Origin of the sequence: Nocardioides marmorisolisilvae (assembly GCF_031656915.1) — a bacterium.
In the GTDB taxonomy this organism is placed as follows: domain Bacteria; phylum Actinomycetota; class Actinomycetes; order Propionibacteriales; family Nocardioidaceae; genus Marmoricola; species Marmoricola terrisoli.
On sequence record NZ_CP134227.1, the window covers coordinates 1668745 to 1690598 of the forward strand.

A 21854-nucleotide genomic window follows, 5' to 3' on the forward strand; every position below is an offset into this window, starting at 1 on the left:
GACTCTACCACCGGACCTTCGCGACCACCTTGTTTCCACTGGAGCTCCTCGATCCGATGAGGTGCCCTCAGCCTACCATTACTCGAACGTATGTGCTAGCGCCTTTTTCCACCCATTGTCGGGCTCGTCGTGCCGCACTGCCGCCTCTGCCGACGCCTCACTCAGATCCCCAACCGTGCCGCGACGTGCGGCCCGGCGATCTCTCGTACGACGTCGGGCTGACCGACCACGATCAGCTGGTCGGTCGCGCGCGACATGCCGACGTACAGCTTCTCCCTCGATCGGTCGCGAGCGGTCGTCTCGTTGACGCAGAGCACGACGGCCGGACGCTCGAGGCCCTTGCACCCGAGCACGTGCCCGTAGAACACGTCGTCCTCCCAGAAGGTGCGCCAATAGCCGTGCTGGCCGAGCTCCTCAGTGAGGTTCAGCTGTTCGGTGTGCCGGGATCCGGTGGTGAGCAGCGCGATGTTGGCGGGGTGCCAGCCGACCTCGAGCAGGAGCTCGACTGCGTCATCGGCGGCGTCGAGCGGGTCGTCGGCCGGTAGGAAGCTGACCTCGACGCCCTCGCCGCCGCGTGGCGTCATCTGGGTCGGTGCCAGCGGGCCGAAAGCCGCGTGGATCTGCTTGGTGTTGCGCAGGTTGTGGTCGAGAACGAGCGGCACCAGGGGCACAGGCGGCCGACCGAAGCGCGCGAAGATGCGCTGGTTCTCGTCGGAGTAGATGTAGAGCCCGCTCTCCTCCTCGTTCTGCATCGCCCGCAGCAATGGCGTCCACCAGCTCTCTGCGAAGTCTTGGGCCTCGTCGACGACGAACGCGTCGAACCGCTTGTCGGGCGGGAGCTCCCGTGCGAGCTCGGCCATCATCGACGGCAGCCGCTCCTCCCAGAACTCACTGTCCTCGCGCTCTCCCCCTGGCGCCCCCCACGACCGGCCGAGCTCCTCGTAGGTGCCGACGAATGCAGGCCTGGCGCGCTTGGGCCACCCCTCGACCTCGCGCTTGAGGAACTCGCCGAGACCGATCGAGTAGCACAGCAGCGCCACTCGCTGCGGTGGCTCACCGTCGCGACCGCGGGACAGCTCCTTGGCCTGGGCGAGCGCGAGCACCGTCTTCCCACTCCCGGCGCCGCCGCGCACCTCGACCCGGTTGAGCAGCCTTGTCACGCGCAGCAGCTGCGCCTGCTCGGCGGTCAGCCGGTCCGAGGCCGAGCGCCGTTGGGCGGCCTCCGCGTTGAGGTCCCGCTCGGTGAAGCTGCGGCCGTGCAAGACCTGCGAGAGCAGCACCAGGTCGTCGTACGACGGGGCCTTGGTGCCCCGCGCCATCCCCCGGGCGTTGTTCGCGACCCGATCGGCGAGGTCCGCCATGTCGACGCGGTCGTGCAGCGCCCAACGCGGGCAGTCCGGTGTGCCGAAGTCGCTGGAGAAGTCGGAGTACGGCGTCACGACGCCGTGTGCCCACGTGATCCTGCCGCGGCTCCATCGCGGGTCGGACTCGACGTAGTCGCGCAAGGCGTACTTCGCGTCCTTCGCCTGCTCCACCGGATGGATCCGCCGCTCCCCGCCACCGGACTGGTGCCAGTGCTCGCCGTCGTACCAGACCGACCCGCCCTTGACCTCAAGGACGACCGCCCCGACATCGGGAAGCAGTACGACGAGATCCGCCTCGTGGTCCTTATGCTCGTCGATCACCCACTGGTTCGCGATCAGGATCGCGTCCGCGGGCAGGGTGTCGCGCAGTCGCTGCCACACCTCACGTTCCGCCTCGGAGGCGAACTGTGGTTGCTCGGGACGACAGTTCGGGGTCATCTGGTCAGCAGAACACAGGTCGATCGTCATGCAGGCTCGTCGGACGGACTGAGGTCGAGATACCTGCGTCGGAAGGTGTCCCGCCATCCGTCATGCCCCTCGATCGAATCGACCACCTCCTCGATCGAGCCGAAGACCAGGTACTCCGGGTCGACCAACTCGGCCGCAACGGTGTCCACCGTCGACCTCGCCGTGACGTCGTCGGCGAGCGCCACGACGACCGACCGACCGCGCGTGTGCTCGCCCGCTCGCTCGACGAGCTGCGCGAGCAATGTGTTGTACCAGAACTGGCGAAGCCCCATCTTGTCCAGTGCCTCCGCCGCCCCTGCATGCCAGCCTCCGTCAGCCGTCGCCGTGCGGAACTTCTCCGCCGCAGGCTTGACCTGTGACTTCGCGAGGTTCTCGGCGTACTTGCACTCGATGCCGAGGAATCCGGTCCCTCTGCCGGTCCGGTACTCGATGAACGCGTCAAACGCCGATCCGGTGAATGTTCCCGTCGCCGGAGCCCACTCGAGGCGAATGCTCGAGACGCCGTCCGCGTCCGGTGCCAACGACCGAATCCAGGGCAGCGCTGCCTCAGGGTGAGCGGCCAGGTAGCCGAACAGGTTGAAGCACAGGGGTTGCGAGGACAGCAGGTTCCTGCGCACTCGGTCCATCTGGATCATCCCGGGCCGCTTGCCGGCGTCCAGATCCGCTTCGGCGGCTCCCAGGGACTCCCGCGCTTCCGGTGTCCAGAGATTCACGGCAAGGTCGACGCCGTCCGGCAGCATGCTCACCACGGGCTTCGAGCGAGTCGCGATGTTCCCTGCCGGCACACCGCAGTGCGTCTCGCGCCACCACCCCTGGTGCCGGCGAAGCCGCCGCTGCCATTTGTTGCCTGCCCGAGCAGGACAGCGGCCGCACGGTCCAGCTGGCCGACGGTGAGCCCCCGGTTCATCGGCGACCGCCCGTGCGGAGGGCCAGATCGTCCGCGACGTCGTCGAGCGTCTCCAGGAACATCGGCACGATGAGCTCAAGGTGCTCGCCGACGAAGGGCGAAGCCGGCAGGGTCATCGTCATGAGCACGTCGCGGCCGACCAACACGAACTTCGTCATCCGGCGGCGGTTGAGCACGGCCACCTCCACGGCGGTCTGGCGGCGACTGCGGACATCGTGCACCAGCGGCGCCATCACGTCGATGACCGGACGATCGCTGCGGGCGATGAAGCACACCTGGGCTTGGCCGAGTCTGATCCAACAGTCGCCGTCGTCGTCGGTCGTGACCCCGTCCTCGGACAGGGCCTCGAGAACTGGTTCGAGCATGATCAGCAGATCCTCGCGCGAGCTCGGCCGCAGCAGCGGCGGAGTGGTCGTCGACTCACTCATCACCAGGCGCGTCCACGCACCGCCGTCGTTCGCACCCTCGATCTCGAGGAACGTCGGGTCGATGACGCCGAACACCTCGCGCAGCACGCCGACGGCGACGGGCGCGACCTCTTCAGGCCCGAACTCGTCGTCGTGCAGCGCGCGGTGCCACACCGTGGTGGTCTCCTCCTCGAACGGCTCGAACACGACTGCGCTGCCCGGGGTCTCGAAGGATCGCTCGAGCAGGCGCGCCTCGAGCTCGGTGTCGAGCTGGTGAGCCGGAGCGAGCTGCTGGTTGCTCGGCGCGCAGAGCAGCACCGCCTGGTCGGCACGCACCACCTGCAACCACGGCGAACAACCCTCGTCGTCCTCCTCCCAGGTGGTCACGTCGAGCGTCAGGACGGCCGCCGCCGGCACGCTTGCGACGTACTCGCCCAGTCGCCGCTCGAACTCCGCCCATGCCTCTTCGGTGGCTGCGTCCATCTCACTGCTCTCGATCTCGTTCATCTCGACCCCTTCCTCCCGGCGCAGACCCAGGATCACCCCCACCCCCGACACAATCCGGCGTGCAAATGGTCCGTTCCAGTGCCGCGCAAGGGTCGAAGACGCGAGACTCGGCGCGTGACCAGGAGTGCGGGACGCGACCAGCGCGAGCCGATGGAGCGGCTGGTCCGGCTGGCGGTCGCACTGCAGAGCTGCGGCCGTGTCGGGATGCCGTCCGACCAGCTGGTCCGAATCGCCGGCTTCGAAAGCAGCGCCGACCCGACCAGCCAGCTCGGTCGCGAGCTCCGTCAGATGCGCGCCCTCGGCTGGCAGATCGACAACATCGCTCCACACGGCGAGGACGGCGTCTACCGGATGACCAGCGTGGACAACCGGCTACGCCTCAAGCTCACCCCCGCGCAGCAGGCCGCTTTGCAGCGCGCCGTACTTCTCGCCGACCGCGCCGACCTCGTCGAACGCCTGGGCCTGCCGGCGACCCCGCGCACCGCTGCGGTGAGCGCCGTCGTGCCGGGCGGCCCCCACGACGCCCGGCTGGCGACGGTGATCCGCGCCGTGAGGATGCGCTGCCTGCTGCACTTCTTGTACGCCGGCTCGACGCGCACCGTGCATCCGGACTCGGTCCGCGCGCAGAACGGCACCTGGTACCTCCGCGCCTTCGAGGACACCGCCAACCGGATGAAGGTCTTCGTCGTCTCGCGGATGTCCGAGGTGTCGGCGGACAGTCCCCAGACTGCGAGGACGTTCCCGCGCGAGCGCCACCCCGGACTGCACCCGATGAGCTGGCAGATCGACCCGCCGGTGGAGGTCACACTGCGTGCACCGGTCGAGTACGTGCCCGACGTCGAGCGTTGGCTCGGCAGGCCCGTGTCGTACCGCGACCTCGGTGGCGAGGTGGAGCTCATGTACGTCGTCACCCATCGTGCGGCGCTGCGAGCACGGATCTACCAGCTCGGCACCCGCGTGCAGCTGGTCGGCCCCGAGGACGTACGCAGGGAGATGCTGACCGAGCTGACCGAGATGGCGGGCGAGTGATGGCTGCGCCGCCGAAGTACGTCCAGCGGATCGCTCGCCTACCCGAGGTGTTCGAGGTCCTCGCTGCTCATCCCGACGGTCTGCCGATCGCCGACGTCGCGAGGGAGCTCGGCGTACCCGCCGAGGAGCTCCGCGAGGACCTGCTCGCCTTCTACAGCGCCGATGTCGGCACGCTGCTGCTCGGCCTCTCGCGCCCCGACGTGCTTGAGTTCCTCGGCACCGACGGCGACGACGACCCGGCGACCGCCGAGGTGGTCCGCATCGTCGACCAGCGGCCGATCGACGAGCTCGGCGTGGAGTACGTCGATGCCGCGGAGCTCGCGCTCGTCTACACCGCCGCGCGTGGGCTGCTGGAGCTCGACCCGGACGATGAGGACCTGAAGGGTGCACTCAGCGTGCTCACCGAGACCATGCTCGGCGACCCAGTCCGGCCGCGTCCGCCCGCAAGCTGGAACCGTCCGCTCGAGGCTCTGGAGGATGCAGTGACCGACCACCGCCGCGTGCGCATCGTCTACTCGCGCACCTGGCACGAGGGCGTCACCGACCGGGTGATCGAGCCCTACCTGCTCGTCCAGACCCGCCGCGGCTGGGAGGTCGACGCCGGCCCCCCCGACGCCGGTGGCCGCCTCCGCACCTTCCTGGTGTCGAACATCCGCGACTACGAGGTTCTCGACGAGGAGTTCACCGCGCCGCCCGAACTCGACCGGCTGCTGGAAGCCCAACGCGCGACCACGCGAGTGCGGGTGCGGATCCCGCACGCCGCCCGCTGGGCCACCGACTTCTACGCCGAGCGCGTCGCGATCATCGCCGACGACGAACTCAGCGCCACCCTCGACCTCGACCTACTGCCCCCGGTCGAGCAACGCATCGGCCTGCTGCTCCTCATCGCCGGAACGGACGCCGCGGTGCTCGACCCGACCCGCCTGGTGACTGCCGGCCCGAATCTCGCCGCGGAGCTGCTCGCTCACCATCGGGGCCACAGCGCTTGAGGAGGTCGCGCGGTAACCGCCTCGAAGCCTAGGACGGCACTTGAGGTGCGAGCGCCAGCGAGACCCCGTCCGCGGCCCGACTCACCGCATCAGCGCACGTTCCACTGAGCCGTCTGGCCGAACCCGCTGTCCATCGAGAACTGCACCTGCGCGATCCTCGCCCTGACCGGCACCTGGAACACCAGATATCCGAGCGCTCTGTTGCCCGGCGCCAGCTTCACCGAGGTGGGCAGCTGCTGGCCGGCGGCGACCTGGTCGAAGAACGCGTCAGCCTCGTACTGCTGCCCCGCCTTGTCGACCACCTTGGCACCATTGCTCGGCGCATCGTCGTACGCCGCCGTGCCGGTGTTCTTCAGCACGAACTGGACAGCGACGAGCCGCTTGCCCTTGTCAGGCTTGACGAACTGGTCGGACGAGCTCGTGTTGGTCACCCGCTTCGCCGTCACCTGCAGCTTCGACCCATCATCGTTGCCCTTGACGGTGACGGGCTGACCGACGCGGGCAGACGCCGCCTTACCGCCCTTGGCATTGTCGGCCTTGGTGTTGACGTCGGTCGCCGCGCATCCGCTCAGCGCGATCGCGATCGCCGCGACCGCCGTTGCCAGCGCCAGGCGCCGGCCCTTCTTCATGGTGTTCATCTCGACCCCTTCGTTGGAAGTATCCGCCCCACCTGGAGCGGTGAACGGACCGTAGGGAGACCACCCGACAGAACGGTCCGAGTCCTCACCGCGAGCCACTGGACCCGAGCGATCGCGACGTTGACGCGGTTGCGGTCGCTGTTGCGGCGGGCAGCTCGATCTCGGCTTCAGCGCCGAAGGCAAAGCCCAACGTGCCCACGTGGCCCCTCCCTCCTTCCAAACCCGAGTTCTGTCGGACCCTGTTGCCAAGGTCTCGACTCGTATCTATTTCCTCGAGCCGGGGGTCGACGTCATGTCTCCAGCCACACCGCACGGTGCCTCGCGCGCAATCGTCACAAGCCTGTTCGCGAGCCTGCGATGAGGCGCCATCGAGCAGCACGTTCAGACAGCGATCAGACCTGTAAGAACGGACACGCCGTCCCTTCCGGCGCGCGCTTCTGTGCGATCTGCGGCAGCGAGGTCACGACACCGGAGACAACAGCGGAGCCGACCACAGTTGCACCGCCGATCCTCGAGGACCCGCCCACCAGATCTCGTCGATGGTGGAGGCCGTGGGCGATCGTCGTCGTCCTCGCAGTGCTCGGCACTGCTGTCTACTGGTTCGGCCTGCGCACGACGGACGAGGAGCGGTACGTCGATGCCCTGAAGGCGCAGCACCTCTATGTCCAGTTCGGGACTCGCGAGGCAGCCGTCACCCAAGGTCGGGCCTTCTGCGCCAAGCTGGACGCTGGCCAGGAACCGGTCGGTTACCGGAGCCAGCAGGTCGCGGTGAAGGAACTGTGCCCCGCGTTCGCCAAGGGGTTCACCGTCGTGCCGACCCCGGCCGAGCTCCAGAGTCAGTTCGCCTCCGAGCTGCGCGACAAGGGGCTCGGAGGGAAGTTCGCGAGCGATGTGGCCGCGGCGGCCTTCGCGAAGCGGACCTGCAGCCGACTCGATGCAGGCGGAGCGCAGCAGGGCCCCGCAGTCGATGCGGTCGCCGTCTCGGTCTACTGCCCGAAGTACAGCAACGGCTTCACGACCCTGGAACGCATTCACGTCAAGGCGACCTTCGGGCTCAAGGACAGCGACCCCTCCTCGTACTTCCCGGACATCGTCTCCAAGGCCGGGGGCTGCTCCGGGACGAGCGGTTACAGCGACATCACCGCCGGACGTGAGGTCCTGGTCAAGGACGGCGCAGGCGACCTGCTGACCACCACCACGCTCAGGGCCGGCCACGGTAGCCCGCCGTTCTCATGCACGTTCGACTTCTCCTTCACCGTCCTCGACGGCGCGAAGGGCGGGTACTCAATCACGGTCGCCAACCGTGGCGATGTCCACTTCTCGGCAGCCCAGCTGAAGATCCCCGGCGCGGTGGGGCTGACTCTCGGTGACTGACCGGGCCTTGCCGGCAGCCCTGTTCCTGTTGGCAGCAGTGACGGCGGGGTGCGCGGCGGGCGAGTCGTCCGATCCCACGGCGTCCGAGCCGTCCGGTATAGCGATGCAGGGAGGTCAACTCGCCGGCGGCCAGATCAGCGACTCCACCTGGGCAGGCTTGATCGACCACGCCCGCAGCGCCACGGTGCGTGTGGCGACCGTAGGTTGCAGCTTCACTGCCACCGGCTCCGGCTTCACGATCACGCCGACCGAGGTGGTCACCAACCGACACGTCGCAGAACGGGCGGTCAGCATCAGTGTCCGCGGCGAGACCGGCACGACTCGGGTCACGTCGTGGGAAATCTCCACTACCGACGACCTTGCCGTGCTCGACCTGGACCACCCGGTCAACACCGCCGTACTCGCTCTCGACACGAGCACGCCGATCCCCGGGGACCTGGTCGCGGTTGTGGGCTTCCCGCTCGGCGGCCCGATGAAGGTCGCGCGAGGAAGAGTCCTCGCCGTGCGCGGGGCATCGGGACCTTCGGCGCAGCGGATCGAGACTAGCGCCGATATCCTGCCCGGTAGCTCTGGCGGCCCGGTGATCGGGACCGATGGCCGGGTCCGAGCGGTCACCGTCGCCCTGGACCTGCGATCCGACACGGCCCTGGACATTCCCGCCGCTCGTGTGGCCGTTCTTCGTTCGACCAGTGTGTTGCGCCGACCGAGTGGCTGTCCGACGGTCCAGCCGTGACCCCGAGACTACGTTGGAAGAGCGCGCCGCGCCTGCCGAAGCAGGGCGCCTGCTGGTCCTGACCGCAAAGCGTCCGCAGGATCCCAGTCCTGATCCGGATCGACCACACCGCTCGGGCCAAAGGCGAGAGCTCATCAGCCGAGGAAAATCCGGCAGCTCGCGGGGTCACCCAGCTGAGCGACCACGACGCGTACGTCTTCGAGATCGGGCCGCACGGCTGAATGATCGCGCTCCCGGAATCACGCCCCACAGCCGGTGCGACCCAACTGCGCACGATCACACACGGATCCTGACCCCATCCGACACGAGAGTTGCGGCATAGATCCGCTGCCAGATCGGTTGAACAGGCAACAACAGTTTTCAGGAGGCCCCATGTCCCAGCTCGTCATCTTCGGCGGCACCGGCTACGCCGGCTCGCATATCGCCCGCGAGGCGGTCGGTCGTGGCCACGCGGTCACGTCGTACTCCAGGAACGAGCCGACCGAGCGGTACGACGGCATCGACTACCGGACCGGCTCCGTGGCCGATCCCGAGGTGGTGGCCGCAGCCGCGCAGGACGCCGACGAGCTGGTCGTGGCAGTGCACGGCGCCGACGTGGGCGGCCAGCCGCTGCTCGACGTCCTGCCCGCGCTGGTGGGCGCTGCGCAGACGGGCCGGGCCCGACTCTCCTTCGTCGGCGGCGCCGGCAGCTCGTACGTCGCCGAAGGGGGCCCGCTCCTCCTCGACACCCCTGAGTTCAACGAGGAGTGGAAGCCGGAGGCCCGTGCGCACGCCGCCGTACTCGAGGCACTGCGTGCCGCGCCCGAAGGACTCGACTGGTTCTACGTCAGCCCCGCCGGCCTGTTCGGCGTCTGGGCACCCGGCGAGGACACCGGCAGCTACCGCACCGGTGGCGACATCCTGGTGACCAAGGACGACGGCTCCTCGGAGATCTCCGGCACCGACTTCGCCCGCGCGTACGTCGATGAGATCGAGCAGCGCAACCACGTGCGCCGCCGCTTCACCGTCGGCCACTGACTCGCACGCACACCCCCCAGCGTTGTCCGTCGCGACCCGATGACAAGGTTTTCTGTGGCATGTTGCCGGGTGCGGAACGGACAGCCGGACTCGCTGCCCGAGCAGAACCGATCCGACTGGGGCCGACTGGGCCGACTGGGGCGACTGGGGCCGTGCGCTGATCACCGAGAGACACGACGTGGTCCGCGAGTGCCCCGCGATCGACCGGCTCGGCCGCGACCAGATACTCGCCGCGATCGACGCGGTCCACACCGCCGCCCCGACCGCGTGCCAGCATCACCTCGTGCGCAACGAACACCGCCTCCCGACTCAGACGTCCGAGTCCCGCGCCTTCGCGGAGCGGGTGCAACTGGTCATGAGCCTGACTTCGCGCCTCAACCTGCTGCCGCTCGACGACCTCGATGCGCGCCGGGCGCTGCTTGCGCAGATCTTCGGCAACCCCCTACCCGACTCGCTGTCGATCCTGCCGCCGTTCTACTGCGACTACGGGCTCGGGGCGACCTTCGGGGACCGGGTGTTCATCAACCAGGGCTGCTTCTTCCTCGATCTCGGTGGCATCACCCTCGGTGACCGCGTGATGATCGGCCCCCGGGTGACCCTGAGCACCGCCGGCCATCCCGTCGAGCTCGACGAGCGGTACGACTTCATCACGCACGCGCCCATCGTCATCGCCGACGACGTCTGGATCGGCGCCGGCGCCACGATCACGCCGGGAGTGACCATCGGGCACGGCTCGGTCATCGGCGCCGGCGCCGTCGTCGCGAAGGACGTATCGCCGCTGAGTGTGGTGACTGCCACCAGCCTGGTCGAGCGCAAGCTCCTGAAGCCGCGGTCGGGCGGCACCACCTGACGGCTCGTCATCCGGGAAGGAGATCCCGCTGATGCCAGCTGCCCTGCTTCCCGCCGATGTGTGCCGGTTCGGCCCGCCCGGCCAGGCGGAAGCCGGCCTTGAGCAGCACTCGCCGAGAGGCCGCGTTGGCGTCGGCTGTGGCGGCCCGGACGGTGCTGACCCCGTGGCGCGATACGGCGAGCGCGCAGAGTTCGCGCACGGACGCGGTCGCGACGCCGCGGCCGGAGGCATGTTCCGCGACGCGGTAACCCAGCTCGGCGACCCCTTCCCCGACGAAGATCAGGTTGAACCTGCCGAGCACCGATCCGTCCTCGGCGACGCGCACGTAGTACGCGCCTTCGCCCGCCTGCTGCTCTGCGAGCCGGGCATCGTGCTGCTCGGCGAAGTGCTCGAAGTAGTCGTCGCCACGGTCGGAGATCGAGGCCGCGAAGTAGGACCGATTCTCGGACTCGAAGGCCAGGATGGCCGGGGCGTGATCGGCACGCAGGGGTTGCAGCTCAGCCATCCCCCGAGGTTAACCGGCGGCCAACTGATCGCTGCCGACTCGTTGGTCGAGTAGCAAGCGCCAGCGACGGTATCGAGGTCCGGGCACCCGGGGCTACCGTCGAGGCATGGTGGTTCCGCCGGAGCGCCGTTGCCTGCCGCTCGAGGTCGAGATGATCTCGCTGCACCGCCAGCGCCGGCCTGCAAGGCCATCGCGCCGAGCCGGCCAGCACAGGTCGTTCCTGTCACGGATCGCAGCGATGCTGCGCGCCCTCAGGAGACGCGCCTGACAAGCGGGGCCGCCGAGCCCGGCGGCGCGGCCACCGGGCATGCTGGCTGCGTGAACGACTTCGCGGACCTGACCTCGACACCACTGACGAGCGACATCGTGCGAGGTGCGCTCGAGCTCGAGCAGACCGCCCGCGGCATCCTGCCCCACCGACTGCCTGCGTGGGCGCGGCGGTACGCCGACGGCCAGCTCGCCATGGCCGAGGCACAGCCATCCGGCGTACGGCTGGCGTTCCGTTCGCGGGCGGCCCGGGTTCGGCTGGAGACCGTTCCCACCAAGCAGGTCTACACGGGTGCACCACCGCGCCCGGACGGCGTCTACGACCTGGTGGTGGACGGCCGCAGGACGGCGCAGGAGACCGCGGTCGGCGGGGACACCCTGACCATCGACATGGCGACCGGAACGGCCGACGTCACGCCTGGTGAGGCTGCGGTCGTCGAGTTCACCGGACTACCCGGCGACGACAAGGAGATCGAGATCTGGCTGCCGTGGAACGAGCGGACCGAGCTCGTCGCGCTGAGCACCGACGCCCCGGTCGAACCCTCGCGGGACGGTGGCCGCCCCGTGTGGCTGCACCACGGCAGCTCGATCAGCCACGGGTCCAACGCAGGCAGCCCGACCGGCACCTGGCCGGCACTCGCGGCCGCCTTGGGAGGATTCGACCTGGTCAATCTCGGGTTCGGTGGTAGTGCGCTACTCGATCCCTTCGTCGCGCGGGTCATCCGCGACACCACGGCCGACCTCATCAGCGTCAAGATCGGGATCAACATCGTCAACACCGATCTGATGCGCGTGCGCGCCTTCGTGCCGGCGGTGCACGGATTCCTCGACCTGATCCGCGAGGGCCACCCGCACACGCCGCTCCTGGTCGTCTCCCCGATCGCGTGCCCCATCCACGAGGACACGCCGGGCCCGAGCGAGATGGACGTGAGCGGTCTTGCCGAAGGTCGGCTCCGCTTCCGGGCCGCCGGGAGCCCGGCCGAGGTCGCGAGCGGCAAGCTCACCCTCCAGGTCATCCGCGCAGAACTGGCCCGCATCGTGCAGCAGCGCGCCACCACCGACCCGCACCTCGGCTACCTCGACGGACTCGAGCTGTACAGCGCCTCAGATGCCGCAGCGCGGCCCCTTCCCGACGACCTGCACCCGGACGCGAAGACCCAGCAGCAGATCGGTGAGCGGTTCGCGCGGCTGATGTTCGACGGCGGGTCGTTCCGGAGCACAGCACCCTGACCCGCCGAACGCGGAATGCGTCCTCGTCGCGTTAGCTCCGCGATGTGGTGGCCCGACGCGTTGCGCCGGACCACCACTGGGGAGCTGATCAGCTGCAACCGCTGGTGCTGCCGCAGCCCTCGCAGACGTAGCAGGAGCCGGCGGGGCGCATCTTGGTGCCGCAGGTCATGCAGAGCGGGGAGTCGACCGCGGTGCCGGTGATCTTCTCCAGGAGCTCGGCGCTGGTGTGCGCGCCGGAGGTGTCGACCTTGGCGCCGGGCGCCTCGGCCGGGGTCTCCTCGACGACCTCCTCCACCTTCGGCGTCGCGATCAGCTCGGCGGCGCTGCCGGTCTCCTCGACGGGCTCATAAGAGCCGGTCTCGAGGTGGCGCTGCCGCTCTTCGGCCGAGTAGATGCCCAGCATCGACCGGTCCTCGAAGGACAGGTAGTCCAGCGCCAGCCGACGGAACACGTAGTCCATCAGCGACTGCGCCATCCGGACGTCCGGGTCGTCGGTGAGACCGGCTGGCTCGAAGCGCAGGTTGGTGAACTTCGAGATGTAGGTCTCCAGCGGCACGCCGTACTGAAGGCCGATCGACACCGCGATCGAGAAGGCGTCCATCACGCCGGCCAGCGTCGAGCCCTGCTTGCCCAACTTGAGGAAGATCTCGCCGAGCTCGCCGTCGTCGTGGGCGCCGGAGATCATGTAGCCCTCGGCGCCACCGACGGTGAAGCTCGTCGTCCGCGCCGCCCGCGACTTCGGCAGCCGCTTGCGGAACGGCTTGGCGACCTCGACCACCTTGACGGCCTCGGCAGCATCGCCTGGGCCCGTGGTCAACGACTGATCGGCCTTCGCCGAGTCGGACTTGCCGTCCGACAGCGGCTGGCCGACCTTGCAGGCGTCCCGGTAGATCGCGGTCGCCTTGAGGCCGAGCTTCCATGACTGCAGGTAGATGTCCTCGACCTCCTCGACCGTCGCGCTCTCGGGGAGGTTGACGGTCTTGGAGATGGCCCCGCTCAGGAACGGCTGGGCGGCGGCCATCATCCGCACGTGGCCCATCGGCTTGAGCGCCCGGGCGCCCATCGCGCAGTCGAACACCTCGTAGTGCTCCGACTTGAGGCCGGGTGCGTCGATGACGTGGCCGTTCTCGGCGATGTACTCGACGATGGCCTCGACCTGCTCCTCCTGGTAGCCCAGGTTGCGCAGCGCCCGCGGGACCGTCTGGTTGACGATCTGCATCGAGCCGCCGCCGACCAGCTTCTTGAACTTGACCAGGGAGAAGTCCGGCTCGATCCCGGTGGTGTCGCAGTCCATCATGAAGCCGATCGTGCCGGTCGGCGCGAGCACCGAGGCCTGGGCGTTGCGGAAGCCGTTCCTCTCGCCCAGCTTGATGACCTCGGCCCACTCCTTGGTGGCCAGCTTGTGCACCTGGGCGTCGGCGACGTGCAGGGTCCGGACCACGTCGTTGGCGGCCTGGTGCTTGCGCATCACTCGCTTGTGCGCCTCGGCGTTGCGGGCGTAGCCGGCGTACGGCCCGACGATCGCGGCCAGCTCGGCACTGCGTCGGTACGACGTCCCCGTCATCAGGCTCGTGATCGTGGCAGCCATCGCGCGGCCGCCGTCGGAGTCGTAGCCCAGGCCCATCGCCATCAGCAGCGCACCGAGGTTGGCGTAGCCGATCCCCAGCTGACGGTAGTCGCGCGTGGTGGCGCCGATCGCCTCGGTCGGGAAGTCGGCGAAGCAGATCGAGATGTCCATCGCGGTGATGATCAACTCGACGGCCTTGGCGAACAGCGGCGCGTCGAAGGTGTCGTCGGGCTTGAGGAACTTGAGCAGGTTCAGCGAGGCAAGGTTGCACGAGGAGTTGTCGAGCGACATGTACTCCGAGCACGGGTTCGACGCGGTGATCCGACCGGTCTCGGGGTTGGTGTGCCAGTCGTTGATGGTGTCGTCGTACTGCAGGCCCGGGTCGGCGCACTCCCACGCGGCCTGGGCGATCTTGCGGAACAGCGAGCGGGCGTCGACGGTCTCGATGACCTCGCCGGTGCCGCGCGCCTTGAGCCCGAACTCGGTGCCGTCCTCGACAGCGCGCATGAACTCGTCGGTCACCCGGACCGAGTTGTTGGCGTTCTGGTACTGCACCGAGGTGATGTCCTTGCCGCCCAGGTCCATGTCGAACCCGGCGTCACGCAGCGCGCGGATCTTGTCCTCCTCGCGCGCCTTGGTCTCGACGAACTCCTCGATGTCGGGGTGGTCGACGTCGAGCACGACCATCTTCGCCGCGCGCCGGGTGGCGCCGCCGGACTTGATGGTGCCTGCGGAGGCGTCCGCGCCGCGCATGAAGGAGACCGGGCCGCTCGCGGTACCGCCGGAGGACAGCAGCTCCTTGGACGAGCGGATCCGGGACAGGTTCAGGCCGGCGCCGGAGCCGCCCTTGAAGATGAAGCCCTCCTCCTTGTACCAGTTCAGGATCGAGTCCATCGAGTCGTCGACGGAGAGGATGAAGCACGCGGACACCTGCTGGGGCGACTTGGTGCCGACGTTGAACCAGACCGGGGAGTTGAACGAGAAGTACTGGTGCACCAGCAGCCAGGTCAGCTCGTGCTCGAACAGCTCGGCAGACGCAGCATCGGCAAAGTACCCATTGTCCTCGCCGCCCTTGCGGTAGGCCGTGACCACGCGGTCGACCAGCTGCTTGAGGCTCCACTCGCGGGCGTCGGTGCCGACGGCGCCGCGGAAGTACTTCGTGGTGACGATCGTGGAGGCGTTCACGGACCAGAAGTCGGGGAACTCCACGCCGCGCTGCTCGAAGACCGACTCGCCGGTCTTCCAGTTGGTCTGCACGACGTCACGACGCTCCCAGGCGATCTCGTCGTAGGGGTGCACACCCTCAGTGGAGAAGACCCGCTCGATCTTCAGTCCCTTGGCTGCGCCCTTGCGCGTGCCCCGGCTGCTTGCCGTCTCGGTCATGTGCCCCTTCTTCCCTGCGATTTCGTGGTGTCGGACTTCTTCAGTTGTCGGCGCTGGTGCACCGTCGTTGGTTGCCCGGCGCGCAGCTTCCCCACTACGCACCGGGCGGCTCTTGGTCAGCCCGTGGGCTGAGCTTGTTCGGCGGCCGCACGCTCCGCGCGCAGCACCGCGATCTCGGTCTCGAAGTCCTCGGCGGACTGGAACGCCCGGTAGACGCTCGCGAACCGCAGGTAGGCGACCTCATCGAGCTCGCGCAGCGGTCCGAGGATCGCCAGCCCGATCTCGTGGGCCGGGACCTCGGCCCAGCCCCTGTCCCGCAACACGTCCTCCACCGTCTGGCCCAGTCGGGCCAGGTCGTCGGCGCCGACCGGCCGGCCCTTGCACGCCTTGGCCACACCTGCCACCGCCTTGTCGCGGTTGAACGGCTCGGAGGCGCCACTGCGCTTGAGCACGGTCAACTGCATCTGCTCGACAGTGGTGAAACGCTTCTCGCACTCCGTGCATGCCCGCCGGCGGCGAATACTTGCCCCGTCGTCGGACACCCGCGAGTCGAGGACCCGGGTGTCGGTGCTGCGGCAGAACGGGCAGTGCATCGCGGGCTCCTCTCGGACTTCGTCAAGCTGCGCGGCTGTGTGCTTCGCGGTGGGTCGAGCTGTGGAAAACTGCCATTCCCTGTGCGGAACTGCCTTTTTCTGTGGGACTAGATGTGGAAAACCACAACGGTGTAACTACTAGATGTAGTGGCTACGGTACGCCGGGGTGGGGGGCTGCGCAACAGCCCTCCCAGAAAAGTTCGGAGCACGTCGCACACACCGGAGAACCCGCAGGTCAGCGCCCTGCGGCCGGCTCCGGCCGGGCGTGTCGTGACCCGCGGAGGTGCCGCTCGAGTCCCGGATCCGGGTCGGGCGATGGCCCGCCCAAGGCCGGACTCCAGCAGAGGTGTCGTCCGGTCCTCGCGCGTCGCGGTGATAGGTCACAATGACGCTCGTGGGCAAGCACAGCGGGGGTGCACCACCTCCCCTCCCGACCGGTCGGCTGGCGTCGTACGCCGCTGCCGTCGTCGCGGCTGCGCTCGCGTGGGGCGTGCTCGTCTACTACGCCATCCAGCTGGGGCCGTCCGCGAAGGCCGGCGAGCTCGGCGCCTGGCTGCTGCTCGCGGTGGCGACCCTCGGCGCCGTGGGCTGCCTGTTCCTCGCGCTGATCTTCGGGGGCAAGTTCCTCGATACCCTCCGCGGAGAAGCGCCCGCTCCACGGCCGGTGACCGCCTCGGGGGGAAAGCACGGCCGACGGTGACCGCGCGGCACGGCACCGCCCCTGCCCAGGGCTCGCGGGCCCTCCTCGTCGTCCTGGCCTTCCTGCTGCTGAGCCTCGCCGGCTGTGGCTCCGCGGCCCCATCCATGGTTCCCGATCGCGACCTGGCTGCCTCGACCACCCAGTTCCGCAACCAGGAGGGCACCAGCGCGCTGCGCACCGGCGTGACCAACAACAGCCACCGGACCATCCAGGTCGGCACCGCGACCTTCCGCTGGCCGGGATTCGCCTGGCCCGCCGTACGCGTGTCGCAGGTGGTGCCGCCCGGCCAGACCGCCGCCTTCGACATGGAGTACGGCGCCGCCCACTGCGATCGTCGACCCCAGAGAGCTGCGTCGATGCTGGTCGGGATCGACGGCAGCACCCGGACGCTGCCGCTGCTGGTGCAGGACCGTGACCTGCTGCTGCGGCTCTGGCAGCGCGCGTGCGGGCTGCAGCGACTTGCCCAGGTGGCCTCGGTGCGGCTGGCCCACGGCCGCTTGGACGGCGCGCGCTACCGCACGTCGATCAAGGTCGACCGCCTCAGCGGCAGCGCACCGGTGCGGATCGTCGACGTCGGCGGAAGCGTGATCATCGACATGCTCGCGCCGGCCCGGCCGCGGGTGCTCGAGGATCACGACCACTCACTGCGGCTTCCCGTCACCTTCCGACCCTCCGACCGCTGTGACCCGCACTCGCTGAGCCAGTCCCAGCAGACCTTCCTGCTCTCGGCCTACCTCCGGGTGGGACGGGCGCCCGTGGTCCGACTGATCCTGCCGCTCTCCGCACGAGTGCAGGCGGACCTGCAGCAGATGATCGATCGCTTCTGCCACTGACGCCCGGCTGCTCGCTGCAGAACGGCTGTCCACAAGACGATCTCGTGGTGTAGCGCTGATGCTCGGTGGGTAGTGAAATGGGCACCTCTCTCGGGACAGGGGACCTGATGGTGCGAGTTCGACCCCGGCCGTTGGTGCCGGTGCCGCTGCGTGGGCTGTTGTGCGGGCTGACCTGCGGGCTGGCGTGCGCCCTGGCCCTGGTCGGCTGCGGTGGCTCCGCCACGCACTCGCCGTCCCCGTCGAACAGCCCGTCCGCCAGCCCCTCGGCTGTCCGATCCCCGGCGATCCCGCCGATGCCCTCGGCCGCCAAGGCGCACAGCAAGGCGGGTGCGGTCGCCTTCGCCCGCCACTACGTCGACCTGATCAACTACGCCCAGGCCACCGGCGACGTGAAGGCGCTGCGGGCCGTCGAGGCTGCGGGCTGCGAGTCGTGCACGCGGGTGAGGCATGAGCTCGAACGCATCTACGGAGCTGGGGGGTGGATCAAGGGCGGCGCATGGCGGATCGCCGACGTTGCCGATGCCCTGCCCAACACAGACACCGATGGATTCAACGTCGACATCGTGATCAAGACCACCCGTCAACGCGTGAAGAGCAGCCGCGAAGGGTCCGTGAATACAGTCAGTGGTGGCGCCAACGCAATCACCGTCTTCGTCTCGCCTAGCCACGGAATCGCTTGGAAGGTGTCGGAGTGGACCCGCGCAAAATAGTTCCGCTCGTCGGCATCCTGGCGCTCCTCGCCGCGCTCCTCGCCAGCGCACCAGCGATCGCCAGCAGCTGCAGCACGTCCGCCGATGGCGCAGCCGGCCAACTGCTCGTCCTCGGGTCGTGCAACTCCGATGGTCAACGGTCCGACAGTCATGGGACGACGAAGAACACATCGACCGCTCCGCCAGCGGAGGTGTGGGTTTGGCAGCCCATCTGCCGCCAGGATCAGCTTCACGTACCCGGCGGACAGGGACTGTGCACGAACTTGATGCGCTGCCCGAAGGGGCAGGAACTGATGCGGCACTACCGTGTGAGGCCGCTTCCCCACACGACTGCGGAGATGACCTGCATGCCCGCCGCGGTGGCCAACAAGCCCCAGATCACCCCCGGCCTGGTCGCCCGAGCCTTCCAACGCATCCCACTGCCCCACCCGAGAGCACTGGTACAACCCAGCAACACCACCCTGGTCAACCTCGAGACCATCTTCTCCACCCAGGCGACCCCGTTCACCCGCACCGTCACCCTGCTCGGACAACACGTACAGCTGGCGATCCGGCCGACCACCTTCACCTGGACCCACGGCGACGGCACCACCGCCGCCACCACCACACCCGGCGCGCCCTACCCCGCCAAGACCATCACCTACCGCTACCCCACCACCGCCCACCACCTCGACATCCACGTCACCATCACCTGGGCCGCCCACTACCGCGTCAACAACGGACCCACCCGACCCGTCCCCACCACCGTCACCACCACCGGACCCACCACCACCCTCGACGTCGTCGAGGCCACCCCAGCACTCTCCGGCACCGGACACTGACCCACGACCGCCGCTCTGCTTGGATGCATCCGTGTCCCGCCTCACCCTCAGTACCCGGCTGACCTTCGCCTACCTCGGCCTTGCTGCAGCCGACAGCTGGCTCGCTGGCTCCAGCCGCCCGCTCGCCGCGACGTCACGACGGCTCACCAAGCCGCTGCTGATGCCGACCCTGGCCGCCTCGCTGGCCACAGATCGGCGGGCGATGGGCTCTCCGCTGCGGTCCAGCACGTTGGTCGCGCAGGCGTGCGGCTGGGGCGGCGACCTGATGCTCCTACGCCACGGCACCGCGGCGTTCGCCGCCGGAGCCGGGTCCTTCGGCGTCGGCCACGACGCGTACGTCACCGGCTTCCGTCGGCACCGCGACCGCGGCACGCGCCTGCGCGACACGACCACGGCCAAGGTCGCGGCGGGTCTCGTCGCGCTCGGCGGACCGACCATGGCGATCGGGGCGTTCAATCAGGAGAAGGCGCTCGGGCCGGCCGTGCTCGGCTACACCGCGCTGCTCGCCGGCATGCTCGCGCACGCCGGCCATCTCGACCCGACCCTGCCGGCTCGCTCGAGGCGGCTGACGTTGGCGGGCGCGGCGCTGTTCGTCGGCTCCGACACCGTTCTCGGCGCGGGCAGGTTCCTGGTCAAGAACCCACCGCCTCGCCTCGAGTCGGTGGTGATGGCGACCTACACGGCCGGACAGCTGCTGCTCAGCAAGGGCGCGGCGCTCGCTGGCTGACCTCCACCGATCCGGCCCACCAGGGCGTCTCGACAAGCGTCGGGGGCGAACCGAGCGCATCGGTTCGCCCCCGCCTTCCCCAAGGACCAGCCTGCCGGGGGGTCGAAGTCCCGTGGCCGGTACGTCTCCTCAGCCAGCCGTGGCCGGCGTCAGTTCGTGGCGCCCGAGTCCAGCGGGAGCGCCAGCCGCTGACCGACCTGGAGCTCCGGACCGGACAGCGAGTTGAGCTGCTCGATGTGCGACACCATGTCCCGCACGTGCCCCGGGGCTGCGATCGACCCGGCCAGCCCGTAGAGGGTGTCGCCCGGACCGATCTCGACGATCCGCACCGGGTCGGGCGTCCCGGAGTCATGGGTGGCGGTGGCCAGCCCGCCGAAGGCGACCATCAGGGTCACCAGCAGAGCGAGGAACGCGACCAGGAACACCGCCCGACCGCGGCGGGTCAGCCGCAGCGCCGACCGGGTCTCGACGCGAGCCACCGGTCGCCGCACCGGCGCATCGGTGATCACGTGCAGCGGCCGCACCGGCCTCACCGTACGGATCGGGGAAATCGTCATCGTGCTCATTCGGTCCACCTCCAGGGAAGTGCCCGGCCCTCGTGGCCGGACGGAGTTCGCGACCCCTCTTCTGTGTTCTGGTCGATGTCTATCGGCGGCAACCGACAGTTTCGCCGGGCCCAGTCGATCAGACGTTCGATCGAACACATGTACGAGGTTAGATCACCTGTTCGAACCGGGCAAGAACATATGTTCGAACGGCGTGTCGCGAATCTTTTCTCCAAGACCACTGGTGGCAAACTGGGGAGATGAGCCGTCCCACGACCGGCGGCGCCCACCGGGGCCAGCGTGGCACCAGCCGCGCGGAGGTGCTGGCCGCGCTCCGCGACGCGCCCGACGCCTTGGACGTGCAGGCGATCTCGAGGATGCTCGACCTGCACGCCAACACCGTGCGGTTCCACCTCGACCACCTCGTTGCGGACGAGCTCGTCGAGCGGTCGGTCCGCACGGAGGGCCGGCGCGGCCGGCCGCGGGCGACGTACGCCGCGCTTCCCACAACCGACATCGACGAGGATCAGCGCAACTACCGACTGCTCGCCGAGATCCTGGCCGGGTTCGTCGCGAACACCCACGCCGATCCGTCCGCGGCATCCCGGGACGCAGGCAGGGCCTGGGGAAGCTACCTCGCGGAGGAACCACCGCCCCATCGTGAGACTGCCGCCGAGGATGCGGTCAACCAGCTGACCGCGCTCCTCGACGACGTCGGCTTCGCTCCACGGCGCAGCGACGGCAACCAGATCCGACTGGAGCACTGTCCCTTCCGGGAGGTCGCCGCCGACCGGCCCGACGTCGTCTGCTCGGTCCATCTCGGCCTGATGCAGGGCGCGCTGGAGAAGATGCGGGCACCGATGCGGACCGGCCGGCTGCTCCCGTTCGTCGAGCCCTCACTGTGCATCGCCGAGATCGAGCCGGAGATCGAGCCGGGGTGAGGACGAAGGTCCCTTTCTTTTCCACTACCAGCCTTGTAGAAAAGAAGGGGAAGGGAACGCGGACATGATGATCGTCTCGATCGCACAGCACCATCGACTCAGGAGCGGCGAGCGCGTGGTGCGTCAGACGAAGGCCGGCCTTCGATGAGCAGGCTCGCCCGCCGCTGGAGGCACGACCGCGCCGCGCAGCCCGGCGTCACCGAGGACCTGGTCGCCCGCGTCGACGAAGCGCTGGTTCGCGTCGAGCGGTGCCGGGCCGAGCTGGACCTCCTTGTCCGCCTGGAGGCCCCACTGCCGGTACGCCAGACGGCGTACCACCACCTCGAGCTCGCCTTCGACGCAGCCGACGGGCTGTTCCGCGAGGCGACTCGGGTCGCCAGAGCGCGCTCGTTCTCCGAGTGGTCGCAGTGGCGCCGCCGACTCTCCCGGCTCGACCGGAGCCGCCAGGAGAACCTCTTCGCCGGTTCCGACGCGCTGTCGGTCCTGGCGCAGGGCGAGGTCCGCGCCGTCGACACCGGGATGTCCGGTCCCTCGATCGGGGAGATGCAGCACGGGGAGTCCCGCCCCGGGGGCACCACGACGTACGGACTGGACATGGGGGTCGTGCTCGGCGGCCGCGCCGAACCCGCGGAGCCTGTCTCCACCGACCGTCCCGAGCACGCGCCGTCCGACCCGCACGCGTCCGTGGTCGCAGTGAGCCGCCGGCCGGCGACCGGTCCAGCAGCAGCCTGACCGACCGCAGGAGCCGC

Annotated in this window: 22 protein-coding genes; 14 read left to right on the plus strand and 8 right to left on the minus strand. The window is 69.1% G+C overall.

All coding sequences use genetic code 11. The annotated features are described in order from the left end of the window. Positions 1-161: 161 nt before the first annotated feature. Genes Q9R13_RS07945 through Q9R13_RS07955 form a run of 3 tightly spaced genes read right to left on the minus strand, consistent with a single transcriptional unit; the run spans position 162 to position 3653 of the window. Complete coding sequence (locus Q9R13_RS07945) at positions 162-1832, minus strand: nuclease-related domain-containing DEAD/DEAH box helicase (protein WP_310964546.1); 1671 nt, start codon at positions 1830-1832, stop codon at positions 162-164. After that, positions 1829-2818: a PGN_0703 family putative restriction endonuclease gene (locus Q9R13_RS07950; protein ID WP_458295167.1), complete on the minus strand. Its 990-nt coding sequence runs from the start codon at positions 2816-2818 to the stop codon at positions 1829-1831. The genes Q9R13_RS07945 and Q9R13_RS07950 overlap by 4 nt, the downstream gene beginning before the upstream one ends. Next, on the minus strand, positions 2736-3653 hold the full coding sequence (locus Q9R13_RS07955) for a T3SS (YopN, CesT) and YbjN peptide-binding chaperone 1 (RefSeq protein WP_310964548.1): 918 nt from the start codon (positions 3651-3653) through the stop codon (positions 2736-2738). The genes Q9R13_RS07950 and Q9R13_RS07955 overlap by 83 nt, the downstream gene beginning before the upstream one ends. A 114-nt stretch (positions 3654-3767) precedes the next feature. Here Q9R13_RS07955 and Q9R13_RS07960 point away from each other — a divergent pair, with 114 nt between their 5' ends. Both Q9R13_RS07960 and Q9R13_RS07965 read left to right on the plus strand, forming a co-directional pair. After that, on the plus strand, positions 3768-4682 hold the full coding sequence (locus Q9R13_RS07960) for a helix-turn-helix transcriptional regulator (protein WP_310964549.1): 915 nt from the start codon (positions 3768-3770) through the stop codon (positions 4680-4682). Then, positions 4682-5671, plus strand: a complete 990-nt coding sequence (locus Q9R13_RS07965; protein WP_310964550.1) for a helix-turn-helix transcriptional regulator — start codon at positions 4682-4684, stop codon at positions 5669-5671. Before Q9R13_RS07960 ends, Q9R13_RS07965 begins: the two co-directional genes overlap by 1 nt. Before the next feature lie 89 nt (positions 5672-5760). Here Q9R13_RS07965 and Q9R13_RS07970 read toward each other — a convergent pair whose 3' ends face one another. Then, positions 5761-6309, minus strand: coding sequence for a DUF4352 domain-containing protein (locus tag Q9R13_RS07970; RefSeq protein WP_310964552.1), 549 nt, complete (start codon positions 6307-6309; stop codon positions 5761-5763). A 576-nt stretch (positions 6310-6885) separates the two neighbouring features. Between Q9R13_RS07970 and Q9R13_RS07975 the strand changes: the two genes are divergently transcribed. The 4 genes from Q9R13_RS07975 (at position 6886) to Q9R13_RS07990 (ending at position 10283) form a co-directional block, all read left to right on the plus strand. Then, complete coding sequence (locus tag Q9R13_RS07975) at positions 6886-7683, plus strand: hypothetical protein (RefSeq protein WP_310964553.1); 798 nt, start codon at positions 6886-6888, stop codon at positions 7681-7683. Between the two features lie 103 nt (positions 7684-7786). Continuing rightward, positions 7787-8416 carry a serine protease gene (locus Q9R13_RS07980; RefSeq protein WP_310964554.1) on the plus strand — a complete coding sequence of 210 codons (630 nt, stop codon included), beginning with the start codon at positions 7787-7789 and terminating at the stop codon, positions 8414-8416. A 372-nt stretch (positions 8417-8788) separates the two neighbouring features. After that, positions 8789-9433: an NAD(P)-dependent oxidoreductase gene (locus tag Q9R13_RS07985; protein ID WP_310964555.1), complete on the plus strand. Its 645-nt coding sequence runs from the start codon at positions 8789-8791 to the stop codon at positions 9431-9433. A 355-nt stretch (positions 9434-9788) separates the two neighbouring features. After that, on the plus strand, positions 9789-10283 hold the full coding sequence (locus tag Q9R13_RS07990; protein WP_310964556.1) for a sugar O-acetyltransferase: 495 nt from the start codon (positions 9789-9791) through the stop codon (positions 10281-10283). Between the two features lie 7 nt (positions 10284-10290). Here Q9R13_RS07990 and Q9R13_RS07995 read toward each other — a convergent pair whose 3' ends face one another. Continuing rightward, positions 10291-10788, minus strand: a complete 498-nt coding sequence (locus tag Q9R13_RS07995; RefSeq protein ID WP_310964558.1) for a GNAT family N-acetyltransferase — start codon at positions 10786-10788, stop codon at positions 10291-10293. A 318-nt stretch (positions 10789-11106) separates the two neighbouring features. Between Q9R13_RS07995 and Q9R13_RS08000 the strand changes: the two genes are divergently transcribed. Continuing rightward, positions 11107-12285, plus strand: coding sequence for a GDSL-type esterase/lipase family protein (locus tag Q9R13_RS08000; protein WP_310964561.1), 1179 nt, complete (start codon positions 11107-11109; stop codon positions 12283-12285). An 88-nt stretch (positions 12286-12373) separates the two neighbouring features. Here Q9R13_RS08000 and Q9R13_RS08005 read toward each other — a convergent pair whose 3' ends face one another. Together Q9R13_RS08005 and nrdR are read right to left on the minus strand one after the other, a co-directional pair. Next, complete coding sequence (locus Q9R13_RS08005) at positions 12374-15235, minus strand: vitamin B12-dependent ribonucleotide reductase (protein ID WP_310964562.1); 2862 nt, start codon at positions 15233-15235, stop codon at positions 12374-12376. Positions 15236-15351: 116 nt separating this feature from the next. Continuing rightward, positions 15352-15828, minus strand: coding sequence for a transcriptional regulator NrdR (gene nrdR / locus Q9R13_RS08010; protein WP_310964563.1), 477 nt, complete (start codon positions 15826-15828; stop codon positions 15352-15354). 394 nt (positions 15829-16222) lie between these two features. On the opposite strand from nrdR, the gene Q9R13_RS08015 reads away from it, so the two are divergent. The 5 genes from Q9R13_RS08015 (at position 16223) to Q9R13_RS08035 (ending at position 19619) form a co-directional block, all read left to right on the plus strand. Continuing rightward, a complete protein-coding gene (locus Q9R13_RS08015) occupies positions 16223-16528 on the plus strand; it encodes a hypothetical protein (RefSeq protein WP_310964564.1) in 306 nt (101 codons plus the stop codon). Further along, positions 16525-17361 (plus strand): hypothetical protein, encoded by an 837-nt coding sequence (locus Q9R13_RS08020; RefSeq protein ID WP_310964565.1) that lies wholly within the window; start codon positions 16525-16527, stop codon positions 17359-17361. Before Q9R13_RS08015 ends, Q9R13_RS08020 begins: the two co-directional genes overlap by 4 nt. 107 nt (positions 17362-17468) lie before the next feature. After that, a complete protein-coding gene (locus Q9R13_RS08025; RefSeq protein WP_310964566.1) occupies positions 17469-18071 on the plus strand; it encodes a DUF6318 family protein in 603 nt (200 codons plus the stop codon). A 338-nt stretch (positions 18072-18409) separates the two neighbouring features. After that, on the plus strand, positions 18410-18892 hold the full coding sequence (locus Q9R13_RS08030; protein WP_310964567.1) for a hypothetical protein: 483 nt from the start codon (positions 18410-18412) through the stop codon (positions 18890-18892). A 31-nt stretch (positions 18893-18923) separates the two neighbouring features. Beyond that, the gene (locus Q9R13_RS08035) at positions 18924-19619 is read left to right on the plus strand and encodes a lysoplasmalogenase (RefSeq protein WP_310964568.1); all 696 of its coding nucleotides are present in this window, start codon (positions 18924-18926) and stop codon (positions 19617-19619) included. 149 nt (positions 19620-19768) lie between these two features. On the opposite strand, the gene Q9R13_RS08040 is transcribed toward Q9R13_RS08035, so the two are convergent. After that, positions 19769-20185: a LysM peptidoglycan-binding domain-containing protein gene (locus Q9R13_RS08040; RefSeq protein ID WP_310964569.1), complete on the minus strand. Its 417-nt coding sequence runs from the start codon at positions 20183-20185 to the stop codon at positions 19769-19771. Between the two features lie 239 nt (positions 20186-20424). Between Q9R13_RS08040 and Q9R13_RS08045 the strand changes: the two genes are divergently transcribed. Then, a complete protein-coding gene (locus tag Q9R13_RS08045; RefSeq protein WP_310964570.1) occupies positions 20425-21105 on the plus strand; it encodes a helix-turn-helix transcriptional regulator in 681 nt (226 codons plus the stop codon). A 144-nt stretch (positions 21106-21249) separates the two neighbouring features. After that, positions 21250-21837, plus strand: coding sequence for a hypothetical protein (locus Q9R13_RS08050; protein ID WP_310964571.1), 588 nt, complete (start codon positions 21250-21252; stop codon positions 21835-21837). The last annotated feature ends 17 nt before the right edge of the window (positions 21838-21854 follow it).

Bases quoted from the DNA above. Each gene is read 5' to 3' on its own strand.
- Q9R13_RS07945 (WP_310964546.1), bottom strand. From the start codon at position 1,832: ATGACGATCGACCTGTGTTCTGCTGACCAGATGACCCCGAACTGTCGT.
- Q9R13_RS07955 (WP_310964548.1), bottom strand. From the start codon at position 3,653: ATGAACGAGATCGAGAGCAGTGAGATGGACGCAGCCACCGAAGAGGCA.
- Q9R13_RS07965 (WP_310964550.1), top strand. From the start codon at position 4,682: ATGGCTGCGCCGCCGAAGTACGTCCAGCGGATCGCTCGCCTACCCGAG.
- Q9R13_RS07970 (WP_310964552.1), bottom strand. From the start codon at position 6,309: ATGAACACCATGAAGAAGGGCCGGCGCCTGGCGCTGGCAACGGCGGTC.
- Q9R13_RS07980 (WP_310964554.1), top strand. From the start codon at position 7,787: ATGCAGGGAGGTCAACTCGCCGGCGGCCAGATCAGCGACTCCACCTGG.
- Q9R13_RS07985 (WP_310964555.1), top strand. From the start codon at position 8,789: ATGTCCCAGCTCGTCATCTTCGGCGGCACCGGCTACGCCGGCTCGCAT.
- Q9R13_RS07990 (WP_310964556.1), top strand. From the start codon at position 9,789: ATGAGCCTGACTTCGCGCCTCAACCTGCTGCCGCTCGACGACCTCGAT.
- Q9R13_RS07995 (WP_310964558.1), bottom strand. From the start codon at position 10,788: ATGGCTGAGCTGCAACCCCTGCGTGCCGATCACGCCCCGGCCATCCTG.
- Q9R13_RS08005 (WP_310964562.1), bottom strand. From the start codon at position 15,235: ATGACCGAGACGGCAAGCAGCCGGGGCACGCGCAAGGGCGCAGCCAAG.
- nrdR (WP_310964563.1), bottom strand. From the start codon at position 15,828: ATGCACTGCCCGTTCTGCCGCAGCACCGACACCCGGGTCCTCGACTCG.
- Q9R13_RS08025 (WP_310964566.1), top strand. From the start codon at position 17,469: ATGGTGCGAGTTCGACCCCGGCCGTTGGTGCCGGTGCCGCTGCGTGGG.
- Q9R13_RS08030 (WP_310964567.1), top strand. From the start codon at position 18,410: ATGACCTGCATGCCCGCCGCGGTGGCCAACAAGCCCCAGATCACCCCC.
- Q9R13_RS08040 (WP_310964569.1), bottom strand. From the start codon at position 20,185: ATGAGCACGATGACGATTTCCCCGATCCGTACGGTGAGGCCGGTGCGG.
- Q9R13_RS08045 (WP_310964570.1), top strand. From the start codon at position 20,425: ATGAGCCGTCCCACGACCGGCGGCGCCCACCGGGGCCAGCGTGGCACC.
- Q9R13_RS08050 (WP_310964571.1), top strand. From the start codon at position 21,250: ATGAGCAGGCTCGCCCGCCGCTGGAGGCACGACCGCGCCGCGCAGCCC.